Origin of the sequence: Paenibacillus sp. FSL K6-0108 (assembly GCF_045040695.1) — a bacterium.
Classification (GTDB): Bacteria; Bacillota; Bacilli; order Paenibacillales; family Paenibacillaceae; genus Paenibacillus; species Paenibacillus pabuli_B.
On the sequence record NZ_CP150288.1, the window covers coordinates 3,050,989 to 3,073,493 of the forward strand.

The following is a 22,505-nucleotide window of genomic DNA, read 5'->3' on the forward strand; positions in this document are numbered from 1 at the left end:
CTGTAGCACGACTTTAGCCTGAATACAAGAAAACGAATCTGACAGAGTTAAGGCTTCTCTGTCAGACTCGCTTGGTTGGTTACTCGAATAGGCGGTTGAACGTAAGGCTTGCGAGTTAAGCTTTTGATCTCTCTGAAACTGACAAATTGCTTGGATTCTTCGTCCCACAGACGGAATCGCAGGGCAGCCAGACTGGAACGCAGCGTAATCGTTGTAGCCTTCTGCAATGGCGGTGTTGCGTTATGGGCTTCTTCCAAATAATAGTTGGGTACACGTGGGCTCAAGTGATGCACATGGTGGAACCCGATATTGCCACTGATCCATTGCAGCAGTTTAGGCAATTTATAATATGAACTACCTTCTACAGCAGCCTTCACATAACTCCACTCATCTTCATTTTCAAAGTACGTATCTTCAAATTGATGCTGTACGTAGAACAGCCAGATGCCGAAGAAGCCGGAGAAGAAAAAGACGGGTGCCTGCACCAGAACAAAAGCCTGCCAGCCGATCAACCAGCACATGGAAGCGTAGAGCGCTACGATCAACACTGTAGTCAGGTGAGTATTCATACGTTCTTTGCGTCTTGCACCTTTACGGTTAAAGCGGTAGGCAAAAAGGAACACATAGATGGGTCCAATACCGAACATAACAAACGGATTACGATAAATCCGGTAGAACAGACGACCCCAAGGGGAAGCGGCTTTGTATTCCTCAACCGTCATCACCCAGATATCGCCAACTCCACGTTTGTCCAGATTGCCGCTGGTTGCGTGGTGAATGGAATGCTCGTTTTTCCATTGCAGGTAGGGTGTGAGCGTTAATACACCTGTAATTGTGCCGAGAATGTCGTTGGCACGTTTGCTCTTAAAGAATGAACCATGACAGCAGTCATGGAAGATGATAAACGTTCGAAGAACAAATCCCGAGGCTACGAGGGCTATCGGAAATGTCAACCAGTAGGACACGGACAAGCTATAGTACGCTGCGGCCCACAATAATAATAATGGCAGTATGGAATTCACTAATTGTTGAATACTCAGGCGAAGATTATTTTTCTCATAAGGGGTTACTTCTTTTTTAAGGGCCATTTCTTTGGTTCTGCTCATAGACTTACGTCCTCCTTCGATGGTCAATAACTGTAATCAGTTATAACCCAACGCTTCCTGGGAAGATGTCTCCAAGTGAGGCGTTTTTATCATTGTATAAGAATGCATCCAGTGCAGTAAGTCATAAGTGTCAGTACACTGTAATGATGAATATCAATGATGACCCATGACATTTGTCATGGGTGGGTGAAGCGAAACGGATTTTTTGAGCCTGAAAAAACAGTGTTTGTATACTCCTTTGTACAATTCAAGCAACAATTTGTATTATGTATACAAATTTTGAGCCTGGCATGGTAGAATCTATCATTGAGTGGTTATGACAACTTATGAAATTGGTTGATAGGTTGATTTTCTGATGGATTGGATGGAGTGCATGATGAAGAAAAGAATAACGGATATTCTATTTATTATGGCGGGTGCATTTCTGTTTGCACTTGCAGTAAACCTGTTCGTCATCCCGAATGATTTGGCTGAAGGTGGCGTTACGGGGATTACAATTATTTTGTATTACCTTTTTGAATGGTCTCCAGGACTGATGAACTTGCTCCTGAATGGTATTTTGCTCATTGTGGGTTACAAGTTTCTGGACAGAACAACAACGGTGTATACCATTATTGCGGTGGTATTTAACTCGCTGTTCCTGCACCTGACCGAAAGCTGGACGATTGCATCGGACGAGCTTTGGATCAATACTATATTTGGTGGATTATTTGCCGGTCTGGGTATCGGCTTGATTGTTAGAGTAGGCGGTACAACGGCGGGTACGGTTATTCTGGCCCGACTTGCCAACAAATATCTGGATTGGAACATCAGTTATGGACTGTTATTCTTTGATCTTATCGTGGCGTTCTCGTCGTTCTTCATTATCGGGCCGCAAGGATTGATGTGTACGATTGTCATGTTGTTCGTTGGTACCAAAACGATGGAGTTCATTATTGAAGGGCTCAATCCAAAAAAAGCAGTCACGATTATATCCACCAAACAGGATGCCATTGCTCAGCAGGTCATTGAGAAGATGGATCGGGGAGTCACCGTCCTGTCTGGTCATGGTTACTATACAAAGAACCCGAAAGAGATCTTATATATTGTCATTAGTAAACAGGAAGTTCCGATGCTGAAGAAGATCGTGCGGGCGGAGGACGAGATCGCATTTATAACAATCCATGATGTGCGTGACGTATTTGGGGAAGGGTTCATCGAATTGTCCAAATCGTAATAAAACGTATATATAAGGAAATAAGGAGCTGCGGTGTATTAAAGTGTACTTTTTGTAAAGGACATTCTGAAAAAAACTAGGCAACTAGTTCAAGCTGCTGTCTGTATTTTACAGGCGGCAGCTTTTTCAAATTCCATTGCCCTCGATAATCATTGTTATGGCGGTGCTTCTTCAATCGATGGAGCGTGTTCAGCGAAATTTCTACATGTAACGAAGAAGATACTTCATACGCTAAAATTTCATTCGTCTGTGCGTCTTTAATGGTCGATAAATACGCGCGTTTATGCCTTTGTACGTTAAATAAGTGATGTCGGTTAATAACACCTTTCCAGCTTCGCCTGGCTTAAAATTGCGCTGTAATTTGTTTGGACATATGCGATGCTCTTTCGTTGCTTTTGCCATTCTACGGGCTGGATTACGCCTTTCGAATGGGACAGATGATCTTGAATTTTTTCATAATACGGCGAATTCGCTTTAAGTTGTATGTGACCGCATACTGATTTTCTAATGTCATTTTGATTTTGCGTGCTCCTTTCTTTTGTCCACGAAAAAGATACGCCGTTAATTTCCTTTACAATCTCATCTACTTTGGCTTTAGCTACGCGCTTTTGGGCTGATTGTTTAGAGAAGTAATTGTAATATCCCGAACGTGATACTTCCATAACATCGCATAGATAGCAGACCAATCGTTTCAATTTGTAGGTTTGGATCGTACGCTGAATGAGTTCGAACTTCACCTCTACTGCCACTTTTATTTCTTCTTCAACATCTGCCTTTCGAGTAGATCGAGCTTTTTTAGCAGTTCATTTTTCGCTCGTAATAATCGATTCTTTGCTTCTAATCGCTCAATTTTTGGCTCTAATGTTAATTCACGTTCCGATGGGCGACCTGAATTCGATTTGCGTGTATCCTGTAAGCCTTCTACACCCGCTTCATGATACGAAGCACGCCAACGGCGGCTTTTTTTGATTTACATAATGTAAAGTCGAAAATAAATGATCACGATGAGATCAGGTCTTGATTTTGAAATCCTATCATCCGAAACAGACAAAAAGCTGTACACGTTATAAACCCGATGATATATTGAATTTAATTCGTTAAGAAACTTAACTAACTATAGAAGGAGGCGATAAAATGGCTGGCTCACCGCAATATATCCGCAATTTGAACGAGAATTTGATTATGGATGCGCTGATTGCAGCTGGCGCGATGTCCAGGGCAGATATCAGTCGTCAAACCGGACTCAGCAAACCTACGGTGTCGTCAGCGATCGAACATCTAATTAAACGAAACTTGGTGCTGGAAACCGGTAGGGCTGACAATGCCCAGGGTCGTAAAGCAACACTCATTCGATTCAACGAAACAGCTTATTATGTCTGTGGCATCGATATTGGGGCAACCCGAATTCGGATCGCTCTCTCTGATCTGAATGGTGAGATTATGGATTACAGAACGTATCCGATGTTATCGGTTCAAAGTGGTGACCCAGAAAGGACGGCACTCCTTGATGTTCTTCGAAGCCATATGGATGAATTGCTGACTGAAAATCAATTAAATTGGGAGCAGATTCGATGTGTTGGTTTTGGCATCCCTGGTGTTGTAGTCCCGGAATCTGGAGATATCGATCGAATCGTTGCCCCGTTAGAGGGATTGGGAAAATTGCTCTCGCTTGAATCATTGTCGGGAGCCTTCCCGTGTGAAGTGATTCTGGAGAACGATGTGAACCTGGCTGCACTGGGTGAGTACAGGGGTGGAGCCGCAGCGGAATCCAATTTGTTTATTTTTTTCTCCATCGGTACTGGAACGGGTGCAGGCATCATGGTAAATGGGCAATTGCTTCGAGGGATGGGCGGGTTGACAGGCGAGCTCGCGGAGATGTTGTTGGAAGAGGATCGTCGATTGGAGGATGTTTTGTCAGCGGAAGGTCTATTGGAACTCGCCAAGCGTCAGTTGGACGCCATTCTTCTTGAGGACCCTGATTCTGGTACAGAAGCCCTTCGTGAACAGCTGACTCCTGAGAAACTGTTCGAAGCTGCGCGAAGTGGAGAAACGCATGTTGTACAGATTCTAAAACAATACAGCCAAATGATTGCTTCGGCTCTGCGGCATATCTGTGTCGTCCTTGCTCCCCATCTCATTGTACTTGGCGGAGGCATTGGGGGGAACGGGGATGTGTTATTGCCATTTCTCAGACAGATCATATCTGCACAATTCCCAGTGAAGCCGGCACTGATCTGTTCAAAGCTGGGCGAGCGGGCTGTAGTGACTGGAGCAGTGCAGGTGGCGTTACAACAGACGATGCTGAATCTCCAGCAAGAGGCGTTGGAATAAAGACGTTACTTCAAATTATAGAGGTATGTTAGATTGAACGGGACGAGATCGATATTGGCTTAACTGTTAACCGAGAACAAAATGAGATTTGAATTAAACATCAGCTAGACTGATTTAAAATATAGAGAAGATTTATCAGACATTGAACGGGTTGAACATCGCGCATAGGAGGACAAAGCCATGTTTACCGACAAAAAGGAATATTCATTTTCGACTTGCTGGAACATCAAACGTCATACTACTGGTGAGGGCATGATCGAGGAGATCAAATCTCTGGGGTTCAGACAGGTAGAGCTGAACTATAACGTTACGGACGAATTGCTGCAAACGATTGAACCAATGATTGAGCGGGGGGAAATCGGCATATCCAGTGTGCACAATACGTTTCCACATGTAGCTGATCCGGATTACGGAACCGATTCGGTTCTGCTCGGTTTCGATGATGAGGCTCGCCGGAAGCGAGCCATCGAACTGCTCCTTCGTTCAGCTGAATATGCGCACCGGTATGGTGCGAAGGCAGTCGTCGTGCATCCAGGCGAGGTGCCATTTGAATATAATATCGATGAAGCATTAAAAAAGATATATCACGATCAAGGGCCGGACTCCTCGGACTATCAATCGTTGTGGCAAGAAATGTTGGAGAAGCGTGAAGCGAGTAGCACACATTACCTGAAGCGGATTCAGGAGAGTTTGGAAGAAGTGTGCGAGTTGTCTGAGCAGCGTGGGTACGGGGTGAATTTCGGCATTGAAACCCGATCGCGCTGTTATCAGATGCCGACGCTGCAAGAGGCGGGGGCAATCATCCGTGAGTTGAAAGGTGCACCGCTCGGCTTATGGTATGACATCGGTCATGGTATGATGATGGACCGAATGGGACTCTATGATAATGTACGCGAAGCAAATGAATTGATCGATCATGTTGTCGGGGTCCACATTCATGAGACGGTAGGCTTATCTGATCATTGGTGTCCTTATATCCATAGTAAGGACATGGCGTTTTTTGACTCATTCCTGGATATTATTGATCGTTCTCCGGTCAAAGTCTACGAGTTGAAAGCGGCCTGCACACCGGAAGAGATTGATGAGAGTCACCGGTTAATTACTGCTCGAATCGCCGGACGTCAAGCGGCACGTCAGCACGGATAATCTGGCAAGTGAATAGCGACGAAAAATAAATGTAAAGAGAGCGGTCAGAATAACTTTATCTTTCGGATAAAGTGGTATTCTGCCGCTCTCTTTTCGATGTGATATTTTCTAATCTGCAATTATAAGATATAATATGCATTAATCAGGCTATGGCATCCCTTCCTTCTGAACTCTTACAATGGTATTAGGGGTGCTGCTTCCCTGATTTTTTTAGTTTTTGGGCTGCGTTATACATATGAAGAACCGCCACGAGCTAGGCGAAGTATACCAATGCTGAATATATTATCGTCATGTGGGAGAGTACAAGTGATGGACTTATTCTCAATTTATTTCAGCAGGAATTTGAAAGTGATCATCGCAGAGCGGAAGGGCAAGCTGCCTGTGCGTATATTGGCGACTGCACTTAAAAATTTGGAATCGCTGGGATATACGTTTTCGACGAAATTAATGGATGTGCTGCACACCTGGGAACGTGACAAATTCATATCCTGGTTCGAGCGAATAATGGACGAGCTTCGACAGATCAAAGGAATCAATTTAAAAGGAACCCTCAAGTATCCCAGATTTCCTAAGAAAAAAATGAGTATTCAGGAGAGTCAATGTTATTTAAATGCGTTGATGTATTCATGGAGACAACAGTCTCTTGAAAAGGAACAGGAGCAGCGCATATTGCAGCTGGACAAGCTGCGGCTGCGTGTGATTCATCTTGGCAGTGAAGCAGATTTTCACCAAGTGGGGATGGATCTGCTTGAAGCGAGATCGGCATTAACGCCAGTTGCAAAAGCTCAGTTAATCTGGTTTGCGACAGAGTACGAGGGATGGGCCGCATTTGAGCCAGAGGCAGGTCAAATACCTGTGGGAGAAAATGCAGCCGTTTATTGTGCGGCAATATTAAAGGCGGGGCGTACTTCGGTGGAGCAACTCCAGCAATTCCATCGACATTTGCGCACAGCAACGAATATATTGCGATTGGCTGTGGCCTGTTCAGATGGAGATGTCACTTTGAAGTTGAATACCCGCTTCCGTTCATTTAAGCGATCCGAACGGCGGCTAATACTTGCTTTATTGGAGGGTGTTTCGGACCCTTTGGAAGATTTGTTTCGATACAAAGGGCGCTGGCTGAGATTGGCCGAGCGATTGCATCCGGGTGAGTACCGACACCGTTATCCACGTGCAGCAGCGGCGCTGGAGCAGTTGCGACGTGGGGAACGACCGCTTACCTTTCATGGAAGAGTGGAACGGGCATTTGAACAGAAGGATAACCAGCTTATTCTGGAGATGCTCGCCGAACGTCCGGAAGAGATGGTTGGTCAACTGGACCGAATGATACGTTCAGGTATTCCGGTACAGCAAGTGATCGGCAAAATGGAAGCTGTGGAAGAGAAGGTATCGACAAGGGCGCTGCTTCGAGTGTCGGCCCATTTCGGCACACGAACGGAGTGTCAGGTCAGGAGGAGCTTTTTCCCCAAAGGAAATATCGAAAATTTGTATGTCTCCACACAGCCGTTGCCACCCCTCAGCGTGAAGGATGTTCATACGGTAATAGGTGTGATAGAGCAGATACTGTTGAAACGGTTTGCCACTTTACCTCCACTGGGGAATGTCTATATTGATGAGAGACTTCAGGAATATTCGGTTCCATGGGCAGAACGCCGTACCAGCAAATCTCTTCGAGCTCTATCCCATGCGTCATGGATATCGTTACCCGCGGGTAATACCGTTCGCTTTTTTCTGTGGGGGAAGAAAGGTAAAGTTGGAGATGAACCACATGGTCATGTAGGTGCCAATCTGTCGAGTATACTGTATGATCCGGATTGGCGTTATATGGACCAAACATCCTGGACTCCTCTGCAATCAAATGAATATCAGCCTATATCTAGTGGGAATATGGTGAATGCACCGGATGGGGCGGCAAAGTATATGGATGTGTACTTGCCGTCGGTTTCCAGGTTGGGCGTACGTTATTTGGTGATATTGGTTAACGCATTCATGGACGATACTTTCAAGGTTTTGCCGGGGTATTATGCTGGCTGGATGATGCGTCAGGCGCCCCAGTCGGATGAGATGTTTGAACCTTCAACGGTTCAGGAACGAATAAATCTGACGGCAGCCCGTATTTGTATTCCGGCCATTATTGATGTGCAGGAGCGGCGCATTTTGTGGTGCGATCTTGGTTTGAAAAGACATCCTAAAACGTATCATCTGGTGGAGAACAAGAAAGCTGATTTGGCTTTAATCGCCCGAGCAATGACGGAGTTGAAAAGACCGGATTTATATACCTTATTCATGCTTCACACTATAGCGCGGGGAACATTAGTTGAGACATTAGGGATGGCCAATCTCTTATTTACAGCAGAGCTGGAATCCAATCGTGTGGCTGAAGTGGCAGAGTATTTGACAAAAGGCCCACCCTTGGATCGCACCGTGATTACACCTCTGGAGCAGGAATATATTATAAAGCAGTTCTTGTAATGATGATGTAGTTTGGATGTAACGTTTGGTTATAGATCATTGTAAAGGGGTATTTGTCATGTTGGGCCTACGCGGGTCATCGTGACAAGTACCCCTTTTGGGTTGGGATACATTTATTAAGTATATAAAACATGTAAGTGAACAAAGCGGATGGGTTCAGGGTCATTCCATATTTTATTCGTACATTCGTTGTTCGACTTCAGCAAAAGCGATATCAGGGTTCTCATTTGAATTATTGATATAAGCCACGGCTGAGGCGGGCAAGGGCCAGGCTACTTTTTTACGGGCAAGTGAGGCTGTGAAGGCATCCCAGTTCTCCAGCTTCCACTCATCCAGCGGAGATTGTCTGGCTGCAATCCGCTCACGATACAACGCTTCATTTGCAAGATAAATATAGGCCACACGTACATCCGTATCATCGAGGGAACGTCCGATCCGTGCGAGTTCCTGCTCGATCCAGTCCGGAGTTCCAATTTCTTTGGTAAAAGGCCCAACAACAACCGTATCGATCCCCAATTGCACGTTGTCCAGTGCGGCATCCATCGTAATACGGTATCCCAAATCACGGCACAGTCTCTTGTATTCCGGTGAATCCCGATCGGATGGATCGAGTCCTTGTAAGGTCATTATTGCTTCAGCAGCAGGACGCAGCAGGATATCCATATCCAAAAAAGCAGCTTTATGTTTACGTGAGAGGGCTTTAGCAAGGGTTGTTTTGCCGCTCCCGGCGCCCCCAAGAAAGAAAATCAGTTTACTCATGGTTGAATGGCCTCCTCATAATGAATAGAAAGAATATGTAGAATGTGAGTAAGAATAAGACATTCATGATGACATATCAGGTGTGAAATGACTTATTTATTTTATCATAAACGCCTTCAATTGATAGCTAGACAGAAAAGGAAGGATCAGGTAATATTATACCTAGTTTTACTATGCATAGATTTCCGATGTATAAAGTGAAATGATTTTATTGAGTTCACGTTGAATTTTTAAGAAGTATTAAAAGTTGTTGATAGTGGACATGGAAGCATGAACAAAAGGGAGTGACAGCTTTGCAGGTAAACAAACAAATGATTAAAGGCAGCACAGAGACATTGATTCTTACACTTCTGAAGGAACAGCCGCTTTACGGTTATGAATTGATCAAGGAACTCCATCGTCAATCGGAAGGTGTATTTAATTTAAAGGAAGGCACGTTATATCCCATTCTGCATGCGATGGAGCTTGAGGGTTGGGTGGAGTCTTACTGGATGGAGGTTGAAGGTAGGAAACGTAAATATTATTCCATTTGTGACAAGGGTGTGGAGGCGTTACAGCATAAAAAAGCCGAGTGGCTTTTATTCCGCGGTGCCGTGGATCGGGTGCTTGGAGAGGGAGGCTTAACATGACGGATCGACATGAGAAGATTAAACATTATCTTGATCAACTGTGTAGTCAAGTTAAGGCACGTGAAGTACATACTGATCTTCGTGATGAACTTGGCAACCACATGGAAGAAATGATGTTGGACAAGGAACAAGAGGGACTGAGTCAGGAAGAGGCAGCGTCATACGCCATTGAGCAGATGGGTGACCCCGCAGTGGTGGGCAAAAGTATGCACCGCTTGCATCGTCATCGTATGCACTGGGGGCTGATAGTCGGATTAATTGGTTTGGCTACAGTTAGCCTGTTGTTAATGTGGATTTTTACAACCAATGTTACTGTAAAAATATATAAGGAGTTATATAACAATCATGTAATATACACCGTTATGGGTTTCATATTCATGTTGTTCTTTATTTATTTTGATTATCGAAAGTTTAAAAGAGCGGCCTGGTGGATCTATATTCTACTTAATGCTATGCTGTGGATCAATCCAGCGTTATCTTCAACTTACAATGGTATAAATAGATTTTGGGCGTTACCATTCGGCTTTGTGCTAGATGTGACGACGATTTCAATGTGGGTATTGCCACTCGCCATTGGCACAATTATGCTGGACAAGCTTCGTTCGAATTGTAATATGCAATCCATATTGACCTACATTGCAATGGTAGCGTTACCGTTAGTGCTACTGTTTCAAATGTCGGACTGGGTTCGCATGTTTCTGTTTGGCACAATGTGCATTATTTTATTTGGCTGGCTCACGCGAAAATGGCTTTATACAGTCATAGGTGCTGTTGTAACAGGAAGTATTTTTGTATTGTTATTGTTTTTTGCAGATCAGTACGGCCGTCTGGAGAGGCTCTTTGTCGTTTTGAATCTTCAGGATGACCCTTACGGAAGTGGATATAGCAATAATTCCATTATTGAAGTTATTCGATCAGCCGGCTGGTGGGGAAATGGGATTGATACAACGTTCGACAAGTTCAAAACGAGTTATTATAATTACCCAGGTGTGCTGCTCATTGATGTGTTTGGCTGGTCAGCCGGGATACTGTTATTGGTGGGTGTCATCTGGTATGTTGCCAGTATGATGAAGATACTTCCTCGCATTCGGGATGATTACAGTCGAATGATTATTGTCAGTATTACCGCCATGTTTGCATTGCAGATCATTTATTCGTTGGCGATGACCACCGGTAAGGTTCCGATTCTTAGTATTCCTTTTCCTTTTATTGGATACGGAAATCACCTGATGTTTGATTACGCCATGCTCGGTTTACTCCTCGGTGTATACCGTCGGAAGGATACCATTTCCATGAAAAATGAAAAAATACGGCAGAAGGTAGATGCCGACCCAGTGACCAGTTCATAAGCATCCAAAATCTTTACCGTATCTTGAAACAAAGGGATTGTTATTCTCGTTTAACGAGCATTTATGGGAACCAGATGTGACGGAGGTTTACCCATCCCTGATTGTTGAAGGAGAGGCCGCGAACGGAAGGCAGGTAGGCAGTCTCCACAGGTTTTTCAGATAAATGGAATAATAAACTCTGCTGCACCAAAAATTGTTCAATCCGATCCAGATCGGCAGTTCGGTCTGCGGATATTTGCGAAGAAACAACGGTTTGCAGTATCTCTTGAACACTCTTCTTGGAAGAGTCCTCCAGATGTTCGGATAACGTGAGATAGAGATCGTATCTGCGTAATTCTTCATCCCGGTCCCGAATCAGGGAGAAGAGGATTAGATCGGATTCCAGTCTCAGGTTTCCTTTGAATTGCTCCATCGTGCCTATACGGACAGTACATGAGAAGCCGCACATGTCCAATGACGATGCCAAACGTTTAGCATCCATCCGATATTGAGGAATGGTTGTGATTTGCAAGGGGATAGGGAGATCAAAAGTGCGGTACTGAGACGAATGAGTCCATTCTTCCGCATTCTTCAACATCTTATCAGCATCTCCTAGATCACCTTCATTACATTCATTCATGCCATTCCGATACAATTCAGCAATACATGTCTGAACACGTGCTCTTACTTCCGGATCGCTTAGCGGTCCGGTTTTTTGCGTATTACAAGTAAGCAATTTGCGCACCATCACACCTGCACTAATCTGTGTCCAGTCCCTACTCTCTGACGAGGATGGATTATGAACAAGGTGGAAGAAGGGAGATTCGATATCTTGCTTTTCATCCACATGTGCAGCAGGGGTACTCCACGGAATTTGTAGAATATCTACTCGGTCCAGATGCGCTCTGCCTTGAAAATACATCTGAAAAGCTTCAAGTCTGCACAGGTAATCATCCCAATTTGTGACCTTGAAAGGGCCTGTTCCTATAGGCTGTTGCATGGTATTCGGTAGATTGGGTTCCTTGTCTCCATCTTTATGTTGCCCGTACGTGGCTTGTGAAGCAACAATCGCTGCACGGCTCGTAGAAAGAAAGGGCAAAAACAATTCGTGTGTGGCTTTGAGCTTGAAACAAACGGTCAAGGGATCTACTGCTTCAATCGATAGAATTTGTTTGCTCACTTCGCGGTATAATGTCCGCCGTTCTGTGGATTGCAGTCGTTCAAATGTATACACCACATCCGCGGCTGTCAGCAGGTGTCCATTGTGAAAAGTAATGCCTTTACGCAAATAAAAGAACCATGTTTTCCGATCTGAACTGACATCCCAGGTATGAGACAGACAGGGAACAATCTCCCCATGTTCATTACGTTGAACCAGCCCGTCGAACACATGACTGGTGATAAAAGATTCTGCCAGCAAATTGATATACAGGGGATCAAGCGCATGCAGCCGTTGGCGAATTGGTAACCTGAGCGTATCAATTCGCTCATTATGGCTACCAGCTTCCGTATGGTGCCCAGAATAACCAAGCAGCCACTGGTTTAGGTGATCCTGCATTGTCGTAGAACTGGAGAAAGCACCAACCTGTTCGGCGGCTTGCTGCAACTCGCGGCGATTCATGGCCTGCATCATGTATTCTGCTGCAATTTGATCAGCCGGAACAAGCAGGGTCAGCGTAGAACGCCGTCCACGTCCGCGCTGGGATACCCATCGAATCCATCCTTGCGCAACCATTTTTTTAACGATTGTTAACGTGTTACGGTGTGTACACTCGAGAAGTTCCGCGAGGTCAGAGAGCGTTACTTCATGTTCTGAAAGTTGACCAAATCGGCTATGGAGCAGCAAATATTGCTGATGTAATTTCAAGTTTTTGATCCCTCCTGGAGGTTGTAGCTGACGCAATATAATAAAATAAGAAGTTTTATCGTTTTTAATTTCTATTTATATTCTTATTTTATCATCTAGAATTAAACCTAGAAAGTTAATGGAGGTATTTCCCATGATTGATAAGATAATGGCTTCACCCAATCGCGCTTTAATTACGCTACTATCGGCATTAATGTTAGCTATCATTCATCAGTATTTGTTTTATGGCAAGGAGCCTGGTGTTTCTTATCCCATCTTTGTTATCCTCTTTTATGGCTTTATGTTCTTGTTTGCCAGAGACCGCATGCGGCCATTGACCATGATTAATGCTTTTATGGCTGGGGTGGTGCTGATGCTGGCGCTGACGTTTCTGTTTTACGACAATAAACCGCTGCGTATACTTAATTTCCTGGTCGTAACAGGGCTTATTATCTTACATATGACTTATCTGGTCGGTAGAAAACAGAGACAATGGTGGGATATTGGACTGATCGGTACCGCAATGGACCATTTGCTGCCACAATCCATCCGCCATTGGGGAACTGTTGCAAGCATTGTTCTGAAAACAGGAGGACGTGGATTGGGCAAAACGCAGAAAACGGTTGCTTTCAAAGTATTCATTGGCCTTATAGCATCCGTTCCCATCCTCATCGTGGTCGTAACACTGCTCTCCTCTGCAGATGGAATTTTTAATCAGTATTTATCCGGTTTTCCGGAATGGTTAAATCAACTGACACTGACACCAGGGTTGCCGAGAGTGATCTGGATTCTCATCGGAGGCGTTTTATTGTTCAGTTACGTATGGGGATTCGTGCAGCCGATGCAATATGAAGCGGAGAAAAGAGAGAATGCACATTGGAAAAATGGAAAAGCAATTACAGCTGCTTCAGAAATCGAAAAGCGAGAAGACGTTTCCGTGAACTCCATACAAGAGAATCATTCATTGAACTCAATCATAGAGGGTCAGACAGCAAATAGGAGCTCATCAAAGGCAATTTCTACTCAAGCTCATCGTGTACCTTTTAGATTGGACCCCGTCATTGTGGGCACGATGCTGCTGGTTATCAACTGTGTGTATGTTCTGTTTGTGCTTGTACAATTTTCTTATCTTTTTGGAGCGGGTGAGGGGCATCTTCCGTCAGACTTGTCCTATGCGGAGTATGCAAGAAGTGGATTTGTGGAGCTGATACTGGTAACAGGCATTAATTTTTTCATCCTGATCGTCGCTCTTCAGTTCACGCGTTCAAGCGGCAAAATAGGTTCTGTTGTGCATCAGGTGCTGCTCTTTGTCCTGGTGGGTTGTTCCGCAATCATGCTGTACTCGGCGTTTATACGCCTCAACCTATATGAACAGGCTTACGGATATACCTACATTCGATTTCTAGTACATGCATTTATGATTTTTCTGGCCCTGCTGCTGCTTATTGCCGCTCTTCGAATCCGTTATACATCCATACCATTGATCCGTTGGTATATTGTACTGTCCCTTACAGCCTATGTGACAGTCAACTATGTAGGTATGGATAAACGGATTGCGGAGCTCAATATTGCACGATATCATCAGACAGGCATTATTGATACATCCTACTTGGCGAGTTTATCTGCAGATGCCGTTCCGCTATTGCGGGAATTTGCCCAGAGAGAGTACCCGAATTTGAAAGGGGAAATGTTGGATCGTCAAGCCAACTTCGACTGGGGTGAAGCAGAGAGTTCATGGACTTCTTTTAATACAGCAAGACATAGAGCTAAGCTAGAATTGTCCAAATGGAGAATGGAATGAATTCTTCTACCTGTTTTCCAGTAATGAATTTATGCAAAATCAATATGTAAGTGTTATAATATAAAAACTAACCTATAAAGGGGGTGAATCCCTTGTTTGAACTTCACGAATTAATACCTTATATATTTTCAATCGGACTCATTTTCACCGTCAGTTATGCTTATATTGCCCATCTGCATTGCGGCATTACAGAGTACTGGATGGAAGGTGGGGCCGGAGGTGGTCTGGAGCCTGGATTACCAGCTTTGTCCTTGGACGGACAATACAGACCGGAAGCTTTAAGTCGAATGATCAGACGGAGAGAATCGCCGGATGAAGATGAACCAGATTGCCAATCCTCGTTGAATCCATTTTCTACAAATCAACGAGGAGGATATATATGGAACATAAGACAAGCAAGGGGTTCACTTTTACATCTGGCAAAGGACGGATCTATGGGCTGATTGCAATTTTATTTGCAGTAATGCTGCTGGCTGGATGCAGTAACAACGTTTCAGAGATTAATTCATCAACACCGGGGTTCTTTAATCATTATGTTGTATTTCCGCTGTCGTATCTCATTCAGCACATCGCAACGATATTTAATGGAAGTTATGGGGTCGCCATTATTGTAATAACCCTCATTATCCGTCTTGCGTTGTTGCCATTGATGATGCGACAAGCCAAATCTCAGCAAGGTACCCGAGTGATTATGAATGCCATGAAGCCGGAGATGGATGCGCTCAAGAAAAAGTATGAGGGCAAAAACGATCCAGCTGATAAGCAGAAGCTTTCACAGGAAACGATGGATCTCTACAAGAAGCACAAGTTCAATCCGCTGAATATCGGATGTTTGCCACTGCTGATTCAGCTGCCCATTCTGTCAGGTATCTACACAGCTATTCGGCTTACGCCGGAGCTTTCATCCCACTCATTTCTTTGGTTCAAATTAGGAGCGCCTGACTATGTGCTTGCAGTTGTGGTAGCAATAATTTATCTGATCCAAGCCAAGGTTTCACAAGCCAATATGGCGCCGGAACAGCGAAAACAATTTGCAATCATAGGATATATCTCTCCTTTGATGATGGCCTTTTTCTCTCTTTCGGCACCTGCTGCGATGCCGCTGTATTGGACGATTGGCGGTTCGTTCCTGGTCTTGCAGACGTTATTGTTCCGCAAATTGTATCCGGTTGAACATCCGCAAGAGCCCGCTGCTGTGCAGGTAAGCAACAAAAATATTAAACCTGCGAAAAAGGCTGCCAAACCTGCCAAGTCTTAATTGTTCATTCGTGAGAATAGTATTGTAGGTTCACATGAAATGAACTTATGTGTTGATATAGCTGGTATTTCTTCACTTTCATACGTGCAAAGAGGCCTTGTCCCATGGGACAAGGCATCTTTTTGTATGTCCAGGTTATAACATTGAAATTGCCGGCTCATCAGACAACTGGAAACGGGATACAAAATACAAGATTAGCTCACGGCGGGAGGATACATCTGTTTTGGCAAAAATGGATTTTAAATGATCCTGTACTGTGTAAGCGGAGATATGCATCGCTTCAGCGATATCCTTGGAAGAATAACTGCGCAGCACGTAACCTAACAGTTCCCGTTCCCGAATGGATAATCCATGACTCTCGGCGAGTAAATGCAGCAAGTCCTGTGGCATAGCCTGTTCTAGTCTAATATGTGGTTGGATCATTTTTTTGCTCAGGCTCTCCGATCTGATATGATGGAACCAATAATCATGCCAGAACGGAGGGAGATCATGAACTGCATTGCTGTATTGCCATATTACAAAGTACAGAGAGAAGTGACGGGTCTCGCACAGGAAATACTGCAGAGCGATCGATCCATGATCCTGTACTCGGACAAGATTGTAACGAAATACCGCGAGTTTAACATTACGGAAGTGTTCGACATGTCCTTTCGGAGAATGGGGAATGAAGGTGGTTTTTTCTATCTACATACCAGCACCGGAGTCTATCCTTATATGGTCAACATAGATCCCAAGCCTTTTATCCAAAGTTTCAGAACAATGTCTGCTCAAAAATTAACTTAATCTTGACCTTGCCGTTACGTGAAGGCTTATCCTCGGATTTGGAAGTAAGGAAATCCAAACCTAGAGGAGTTGTGAAATGAATGAGTATATTAATCCAGCAAGCCACAATCTTAACGATGAAAGACACCGATTCCCCTTATACGGGCGATATTCGCATTGTAGGGGACCGGATCACAGAGATGGCTCCCCACATTCAGGCTCAACCGGGAGATGACATTATGGATGGTCAACACAAACTGGCCATGCCAGGCTTGATCAATGCTCACCAGCATACACCAATGAGTCTGTTACGGGCATTCTCGGATGATCTGAAGCTCATGGATTGGCTTGACCGTAAGATGCTGCCAGCAGAAGCCCGGATGACCCCCGAAGATATATACTGGGGAGCGCAATTATCCATTGCTGAGATGATTCGCTCAGGAACTACAGCTTACGCGGATATGTACATTCACATGAATGAAATCGCCGAAGCGGTAACGGAAACCGGTATTCGGGCATCGCTCACACGCGGAATGGTATTCGTGGAGGATGACGGAGGACGCCGATTACAGGAAGCGGTCGATTTGGTACAACGTTGGTCTGGTAAGGCTGAGGGTCGAATTACGACGATGTACGGCCCGCATTCTCCCTATACTTGCCCGGTAGAATCTTTGCGGGAAGTGATCGCGATGGCGGAGCAGGAGAACGTACCCATTCACATTCATCTGGCTGAGACGAAAGAGGAAGTTGTGAAGATTCGTGAACGCTATGGCATGACACCAACAGAGTATTTGGAAGAGGCAGGTATGTTCGAAAAAGCACACGTACTGCTTGCCCATGGAGTACACCTGAATCGCAGAGATATTGCCCGACTGAAAGGCATGCGTGGGGGAGTGTCACACAATCCGGTCAGCAATCTGAAATTGGGCTGCGGAATCGCTCCAATTACCGAGATGACTGCACAGGGGATTAACGTAGGCCTTGGAACGGATGGGGCAGGAAGTGCGACAACCGTGGATATGTTTGAAGAAATCAAAGCCGCGACCTGGCTGCAGAAGCTTGATTATGGTGATCCCACCCGGTTGTCTGCAAAAGAAGTTCTTCGGATGGCTACCCACGGAAGTGCAGAACTCCTAAATATTCAGCATGATGTAGGTGTCCTGGAAGTTGGGCGCAAGGCCGACCTGATTCTGATTGATCTGAAGAAACCGCATTTGCAGCCGGTTCACGAGCTGGAATCCTTGCTCGCGTACAGCGTGAATGGCGCCGATGTAGATACCACGATTGTGAATGGCCGTGTGCTTATGAGAGGCAGGCAGTTGCTGACGATTGATGAGGAAGAACTTTTCCGTCAGGTAGAGGTTCGGGCGAAACGTATTGTAGAAGGGATTTAATGTCTCAAACGGAACGATGCAAACGGAGTCCTAAAGTATAGGGTTCTGTTTGCTTTTGCTTACATATCACACCTGCAATGACTTGATACAGTTCTCCTCAAGCCATTGCAGGTGTATTTCTTTTTGCCAGGTAAACGCGGATTGTCCAGTTCATTATCAGTTCACACAAATTTGTTAGAATGTGAGATGTCCAATATATAGATAAGGTGTACAACTTGGAGAGGAAGAGATCAAAATGACTATATTAGAAGTTAAACATGTGAAGAAATCATACACGTTGTATGGTAAGGAAAAGGTACCTGTGCTCCATGATGTGAATTTGAGCTTTGAGACAGGAGAATTCGTCTCGATCCTTGGTGAATCGGGTTGCGGAAAGTCAACCCTTATGAATATTATTGGTGGGATGGATTCCGATTTTGAAGGGGAGATCCTTGTTCGTGGAAAGAACTTAAGTGCCATGACCGAGAAGGAAATGGATGATTATCGCAAGAATAATATCGGTTTTGTGTTTCAAAATTTCAATCTGATCCCGCATCTGTCTGTGCTGGAAAATGTTACGATTGCTATGCAAATGACGGATACTAGTGAAAAGGAACGCAATAAGCGTGCTATTGATATTTTGACCGAGGTTGGGTTGAAGAATCATCTAAATAAACGGCCCAACCAGCTGTCGGGTGGACAGAAGCAACGGGTTTCCATTGCTCGTGCATTATCCAATAATCCAGACATTATTTTGGCGGATGAACCAACGGGTGCTCTGGATAAGGAAAACGGGGATCAAATTCTGGATTTGCTGGACAGCATTGCACAAAAAGGGATGCTTGTTATTGCCGTAACTCACTCGCAGAAAGTGGCCGATTCCGGTACACGGATTGTGAAGGTTGAGGAGGGACGGATTAAGGATGATATCCATTTAAAAGATCGTTCCTTGACTACCTATGAGGGCAGTCGTGGTGCTTCGAGAAACCTGGGCTTACTGGCTTCTTTCCAAATGGCTCTCAAAAATATGAAACTCAATGGCAAGCGTAATGTATTGGTAGCTTTAGGTGGGTCGATAGGGATTTTAAGCGTACTCCTGATGCTCTCCTTGGGTAATGGAATAACGACATATATGAACGACGAAATCAATTCAAGCATGGACCCGCTGCTCGTGGATATAACGAAGCCGAGTGAAGTAGCCAAAGACATGCAAGGCCCGGAAGCCTTGATGGCAACAGGTGAACCGTTCACAGCAGCTGATATTGAGACCATTCGCAATTTCCCTAATGTGGATCATGTAGAGACGATCACTACTATTACGGGCAAATCGACTATGGTTAATGCAAAGCAAAGTGCGCCACTCACGCAGTTAACGACATTAACGAATGCTTTTGATCCAGCAATGATAACAAAGGGTACGCTTCCGGTAGAAAATGAGATGTTGTTACCCCTCGATACGGCGAATAAATTAAGCGGAAATGACCAAGCTGAATCCATGATCGGCAAGTCTGTGTTTCTATATATCAATGAGATGGATGGCAATAATAAACCGGTAACTTTGGAGAAAGAAATAACTATATCAGGTATTTATGAAGCGTCAGATCAAAGATCACCAATGCAGCAATCACCGGGTTACATTTCATCACAGACACTGGAGCAGATGTATACAGACCAAGGCATCACCATTGGCCCGATTCAAGTGAATGCCTATGCAACCGATATGAAATATGTCAATGATATTAATGCAGCTGCTGTTGATGCGGGCTTCTCAGGCTCCCAGACGGCAAAAGTCATGGAAAATATCACGACTTATGTGAACATGGCCACGATCGTTCTGTCTGGTATTGCAGGCATTTCGTTAATCGTATCGGGTATTATGATACTGGTTGTGCTTTATATTAGTGTCGTGGAACGGACGAAGGAAATCGGAATCCTTCGTGCGATTGGAGCCAGAAAGAAGGATATCAAGCGAATTTTCTTTTCTGAATCTGCTCTATTGGGGGTATTCAGTGGTATCATTGCGGTAGTATTTGCGATAATTATCAGTTATGTATTAAATATTCTTTTGGACAACGCGTTTGGAGCAAAACTAATTAACTTATCCGGATATTATATCTTGTTCGGGATCATCGTAAGTACAGTGATTAGTATCATCGCTGGTTTGATGCCTTCATCCAAAGCAGCCAAGCTGGACCCGATGGAATCCTTACGATATGAATAAAACCAAGTAGTGAATATTGAAAATTGCGGAAGGGATAATGCATAAATGAACACGATTCTTGTGGTTGATGATGATTCGCATATCCGCAAATTAATCCGAATTTATCTCGAAAAAAATCAGTTTTCGGTCGTGGAAGCGCCGGATGGCCAAGAAGCACTTAACATCTTGTCTCATACCAAAATTGATTTAGCGATTGTGGACGTGATGATGCCCCGTATAGACGGGATTGAACTGACTGAAGATATTCGATCCTATACAGATATTCCGATCCTGATGGTGACAGCCAAAGGAGAGTCCAAGGATAAAGTCAGAGGATTTAATGCAGGGTCCGACGATTATTTAGTGAAGCCTTTTGATCCAGTAGAGTTAATCTTACGTGTAAAATCCCTGATGAAGAGATACAACAAGACTTCATCGAACGTTATTCATATAGGTGGTGCGACGATTAATCTGAGTAATTTGACAGTCGATGCAGGAGCGCAAACGGTTGAATTAAAAAAGAAGGAATGTGAATTGTTATTTGCCTTGGCGAGTTTGCCAGGACAAATATTCACACGTACACAGCTTATCGAAGATATATGGGGACTCGATTATGAAGGTGATGAGCGGACAGTAGATGTGCATGTCAAAAGGCTAAGAGAACGACTGGAACCAATCCCTGAGCTGATGATTTCGACGGTCAGAGGACTTGGATATCGTCTGGAGCTAGTATGAAATCCGTGAGGAAAAGCCTGCGCCTACGAATCGTAGCCACATTTATTGGTATTGTGATCGTTAGTTTGATTCTCTCCTTTATACTGAACATGCAACCTCAGGAAAAGACACCTAATCATACGATGGTCACCATTGCCGAAGATATCGCTACGATAATCAACCTGATCGATGAACCGGAAAAGGTGAAAACAAGCTTGAATATTTTTGCAAGATACGGCTTGATTATAAATTCCGTGAATGAACAAAGTGAACTGCTTGCTTCATTACCAGACGATAAAGTACATGAATTATTCAATGGAAATACAACGGAAGCGTTTATGATGTCCAATAAAGATGAAACGGCGATCGTCGGTGTCCCCAGGATGAATGAAGAGAAAAATGCGCTCCTTATCAAAATTAATTTTTCATCGATTTTTCATAATGTGAAACGTACATTATTTATATCGCTATTAACTGTCTTAGTCATAGGAAGCTTATTAATCATGTTCATGTCTGGGTACATTGTGAAACCGATCAAAAGGCTTACCCTTGCAGCCAAGAAAATGGCATCTGGCGATCTAACTGTCCGGTTGAAACATCACAAACAAGATGAGTTTGGTGAATTAATGGATAGCTTTAATCACATGGCCAGTGAGCTGCAGAAAATAGATTCTGTGCGTGATGATTTTGTCAGTAACGTCTCTCATGAAATGCAGTCTCCACTAACATCGATCAGAGGGTTTACAAGAGCGCTGCAAGATGGTGTCATCCCATTGGAAGAGCAGAAAGAGCATCTGGATATCATATATGAGGAAACATTACGCCTTTCCAGGCTAAGTGATAATTTACTCCGGTTAGCTTCGCTCGATTCGGAGCACCATCCGTTTAATCTCACCACGTTCCACCTAGATGAACAATTAAGAAGAACGATTGTATTGGCGGAACCCCAGTGGGCGCACAAAAATATCAAGATTGAATTGGATTTATTGCCTTACGAGATCAAGGTCGATAAAGATTTGTTTGAACAGGTTTGGCAGAATCTAATCAACAATGCGATAAAATATACAGGTCCCGACGGGTTTATCCACGTTGCAATGGTGATGAGTGCTTCAGTCGTTAAGGTATCGATTAGAGATTCAGGACAAGGAATACCGGAAGAAGCCATTCCGTATATTTTCGATCGGTTTTATATGGTGGACAAAGCCCGGAGCAGTGCTCTTAAAGGGAATGGATTAGGGCTTTCCATTGTGATTAAAATATTGAAATTACATGATTGTACAATTGATGTGGAGAGCAAGGTTGGAGAAGGAACGAAGTTTACGGTTACGATCCCGAGACCTTCGACTACATCTTAAGTAATCTCGATTAGCAATATTTAAGCGATCGTGGTCCTTATGTGAGTACAGGACAACGGTCAACTAAATATTGCTTTTTGGTAAGAGCAGAGTGAGAGATTTTATATATTGTTTTGTTTAGAGGCAGATCATTTGATAAGATAGAAGAGACGCGAGGAGCAATTCATTTGTAGGGTGACCATAGTGAAAAAGATTCAACGTTATATTCT

At 44.1% G+C, this 22,505-nt stretch carries 18 protein-coding genes; 13 read left to right on the plus strand and 5 right to left on the minus strand.

The features are described from left to right. Positions 1 to 47: 47 nt before the first annotated feature. The gene (locus MHB49_RS14170) at positions 48 to 1,106 is read right to left on the minus strand and encodes a fatty acid desaturase (RefSeq protein ID WP_405156547.1); all 1,059 of its coding nucleotides are present in this window, start codon (positions 1,104 to 1,106) and stop codon (positions 48 to 50) included. A gap of 376 nt (positions 1,107 to 1,482) precedes the next feature. Between MHB49_RS14170 and MHB49_RS14175 the strand changes: the two genes are divergently transcribed. Then, positions 1,483 to 2,322: a YitT family protein gene (locus MHB49_RS14175; RefSeq protein WP_113052849.1), complete on the plus strand. Its 840-nt coding sequence runs from the start codon at positions 1,483 to 1,485 to the stop codon at positions 2,320 to 2,322. Positions 2,323 to 2,737: 415 nt separating this feature from the next. Here MHB49_RS14175 and MHB49_RS14180 read toward each other — a convergent pair whose 3' ends face one another. After that, on the minus strand, positions 2,738 to 2,836 hold the full coding sequence (locus MHB49_RS14180; protein ID WP_405156548.1) for an IS3 family transposase: 99 nt from the start codon (positions 2,834 to 2,836) through the stop codon (positions 2,738 to 2,740). Positions 2,837 to 3,456: 620 nt separating this feature from the next. Between MHB49_RS14180 and MHB49_RS14185 the strand changes: the two genes are divergently transcribed. The 3 genes from MHB49_RS14185 (at position 3,457) to MHB49_RS14195 (ending at position 8,271) form a co-directional block, all read left to right on the plus strand. Further along, positions 3,457 to 4,653, plus strand: a complete 1,197-nt coding sequence (locus MHB49_RS14185; RefSeq protein ID WP_405156549.1) for an ROK family transcriptional regulator — start codon at positions 3,457 to 3,459, stop codon at positions 4,651 to 4,653. A 180-nt stretch (positions 4,654 to 4,833) separates the two neighbouring features. Further along, positions 4,834 to 5,799 carry a sugar phosphate isomerase/epimerase family protein gene (locus MHB49_RS14190; protein ID WP_405156550.1) on the plus strand — a complete coding sequence of 322 codons (966 nt, stop codon included), beginning with the start codon at positions 4,834 to 4,836 and terminating at the stop codon, positions 5,797 to 5,799. Positions 5,800 to 6,108: 309 nt separating this feature from the next. Next, positions 6,109 to 8,271, plus strand: coding sequence for a cytoplasmic protein (locus MHB49_RS14195; RefSeq protein WP_405156551.1), 2,163 nt, complete (start codon positions 6,109 to 6,111; stop codon positions 8,269 to 8,271). 174 nt (positions 8,272 to 8,445) lie between these two features. Here the strand turns inward: MHB49_RS14195 and MHB49_RS14200 are convergent, their stop codons facing one another. Continuing rightward, positions 8,446 to 9,030, minus strand: a complete 585-nt coding sequence (locus MHB49_RS14200) for an AAA family ATPase (protein ID WP_247902474.1) — start codon at positions 9,028 to 9,030, stop codon at positions 8,446 to 8,448. Positions 9,031 to 9,323: 293 nt separating this feature from the next. Here MHB49_RS14200 and MHB49_RS14205 point away from each other — a divergent pair, with 293 nt between their 5' ends. Both MHB49_RS14205 and MHB49_RS14210 read left to right on the plus strand, forming a co-directional pair. Beyond that, positions 9,324 to 9,659, plus strand: coding sequence for a PadR family transcriptional regulator (locus MHB49_RS14205; protein ID WP_024631897.1), 336 nt, complete (start codon positions 9,324 to 9,326; stop codon positions 9,657 to 9,659). Further along, complete coding sequence (locus tag MHB49_RS14210) at positions 9,656 to 11,008, plus strand: FtsW/RodA/SpoVE family cell cycle protein (RefSeq protein ID WP_405156552.1); 1,353 nt, start codon at positions 9,656 to 9,658, stop codon at positions 11,006 to 11,008. Before MHB49_RS14205 ends, MHB49_RS14210 begins: the two co-directional genes overlap by 4 nt. A gap of 61 nt (positions 11,009 to 11,069) precedes the next feature. On the opposite strand, the gene MHB49_RS14215 is transcribed toward MHB49_RS14210, so the two are convergent. Next, complete coding sequence (locus MHB49_RS14215; protein WP_405156553.1) at positions 11,070 to 12,854, minus strand: ABC transporter substrate-binding protein; 1,785 nt, start codon at positions 12,852 to 12,854, stop codon at positions 11,070 to 11,072. Positions 12,855 to 12,987: 133 nt separating this feature from the next. Between MHB49_RS14215 and MHB49_RS14220 the strand changes: the two genes are divergently transcribed. Next, positions 12,988 to 14,634 (plus strand): DUF4153 domain-containing protein, encoded by a 1,647-nt coding sequence (locus tag MHB49_RS14220; protein WP_405156554.1) that lies wholly within the window; start codon positions 12,988 to 12,990, stop codon positions 14,632 to 14,634. 379 nt (positions 14,635 to 15,013) lie between these two features. Continuing rightward, positions 15,014 to 15,892: a membrane protein insertase YidC gene (gene yidC / locus MHB49_RS14225; RefSeq protein WP_405156555.1), complete on the plus strand. Its 879-nt coding sequence runs from the start codon at positions 15,014 to 15,016 to the stop codon at positions 15,890 to 15,892. Between the two features lie 135 nt (positions 15,893 to 16,027). Here yidC and MHB49_RS14230 read toward each other — a convergent pair whose 3' ends face one another. After that, a complete protein-coding gene (locus MHB49_RS14230) occupies positions 16,028 to 16,315 on the minus strand; it encodes a response regulator transcription factor (RefSeq protein ID WP_405156556.1) in 288 nt (95 codons plus the stop codon). A gap of 66 nt (positions 16,316 to 16,381) precedes the next feature. On the opposite strand from MHB49_RS14230, the gene MHB49_RS14235 reads away from it, so the two are divergent. The 5 genes from MHB49_RS14235 (at position 16,382) to MHB49_RS14255 (ending at position 22,296) form a co-directional block, all read left to right on the plus strand. After that, on the plus strand, positions 16,382 to 16,675 hold the full coding sequence (locus MHB49_RS14235) for a hypothetical protein (RefSeq protein ID WP_247902482.1): 294 nt from the start codon (positions 16,382 to 16,384) through the stop codon (positions 16,673 to 16,675). Between the two features lie 80 nt (positions 16,676 to 16,755). Next, complete coding sequence (locus tag MHB49_RS14240) at positions 16,756 to 18,048, plus strand: amidohydrolase (protein ID WP_405156557.1); 1,293 nt, start codon at positions 16,756 to 16,758, stop codon at positions 18,046 to 18,048. A 235-nt stretch (positions 18,049 to 18,283) separates the two neighbouring features. Beyond that, positions 18,284 to 20,248: an ATP-binding cassette domain-containing protein gene (locus tag MHB49_RS14245; RefSeq protein ID WP_405156558.1), complete on the plus strand. Its 1,965-nt coding sequence runs from the start codon at positions 18,284 to 18,286 to the stop codon at positions 20,246 to 20,248. Positions 20,249 to 20,293: 45 nt separating this feature from the next. Beyond that, positions 20,294 to 20,962 carry a response regulator transcription factor gene (locus MHB49_RS14250; protein WP_405156559.1) on the plus strand — a complete coding sequence of 223 codons (669 nt, stop codon included), beginning with the start codon at positions 20,294 to 20,296 and terminating at the stop codon, positions 20,960 to 20,962. Positions 20,963 to 20,967: 5 nt separating this feature from the next. After that, positions 20,968 to 22,296 (plus strand): sensor histidine kinase, encoded by a 1,329-nt coding sequence (locus MHB49_RS14255; protein ID WP_405156560.1) that lies wholly within the window; start codon positions 20,968 to 20,970, stop codon positions 22,294 to 22,296. The last annotated feature ends 209 nt before the right edge of the window (positions 22,297 to 22,505 follow it).

Coding starts and splice junctions, on each gene's coding strand:
- MHB49_RS14175 (WP_113052849.1), top strand. CDS start 1,483: ATGAAGAAAAGAATAACGGATATTCTATTTATTATGGCGGGTGCATTT.
- MHB49_RS14195 (WP_405156551.1), top strand. CDS start 6,109: ATGGACTTATTCTCAATTTATTTCAGCAGGAATTTGAAAGTGATCATC.
- MHB49_RS14190 (WP_405156550.1), top strand. CDS start 4,834: ATGTTTACCGACAAAAAGGAATATTCATTTTCGACTTGCTGGAACATC.
- MHB49_RS14180 (WP_405156548.1), bottom strand. CDS start 2,836: ATGACATTAGAAAATCAGTATGCGGTCACATACAACTTAAAGCGAATT.
- MHB49_RS14210 (WP_405156552.1), top strand. CDS start 9,656: ATGACGGATCGACATGAGAAGATTAAACATTATCTTGATCAACTGTGT.
- MHB49_RS14200 (WP_247902474.1), bottom strand. CDS start 9,030: ATGAGTAAACTGATTTTCTTTCTTGGGGGCGCCGGGAGCGGCAAAACA.
- yidC (WP_405156555.1), top strand. CDS start 15,014: ATGGAACATAAGACAAGCAAGGGGTTCACTTTTACATCTGGCAAAGGA.
- MHB49_RS14170 (WP_405156547.1), bottom strand. CDS start 1,106: ATGAGCAGAACCAAAGAAATGGCCCTTAAAAAAGAAGTAACCCCTTAT.
- MHB49_RS14220 (WP_405156554.1), top strand. CDS start 12,988: ATGATTGATAAGATAATGGCTTCACCCAATCGCGCTTTAATTACGCTA.
- MHB49_RS14245 (WP_405156558.1), top strand. CDS start 18,284: ATGACTATATTAGAAGTTAAACATGTGAAGAAATCATACACGTTGTAT.
- MHB49_RS14185 (WP_405156549.1), top strand. CDS start 3,457: ATGGCTGGCTCACCGCAATATATCCGCAATTTGAACGAGAATTTGATT.
- MHB49_RS14240 (WP_405156557.1), top strand. CDS start 16,756: ATGAGTATATTAATCCAGCAAGCCACAATCTTAACGATGAAAGACACC.
- MHB49_RS14250 (WP_405156559.1), top strand. CDS start 20,294: ATGAACACGATTCTTGTGGTTGATGATGATTCGCATATCCGCAAATTA.
- MHB49_RS14235 (WP_247902482.1), top strand. CDS start 16,382: ATGAACTGCATTGCTGTATTGCCATATTACAAAGTACAGAGAGAAGTG.
- MHB49_RS14230 (WP_405156556.1), bottom strand. CDS start 16,315: ATGATCCAACCACATATTAGACTAGAACAGGCTATGCCACAGGACTTG.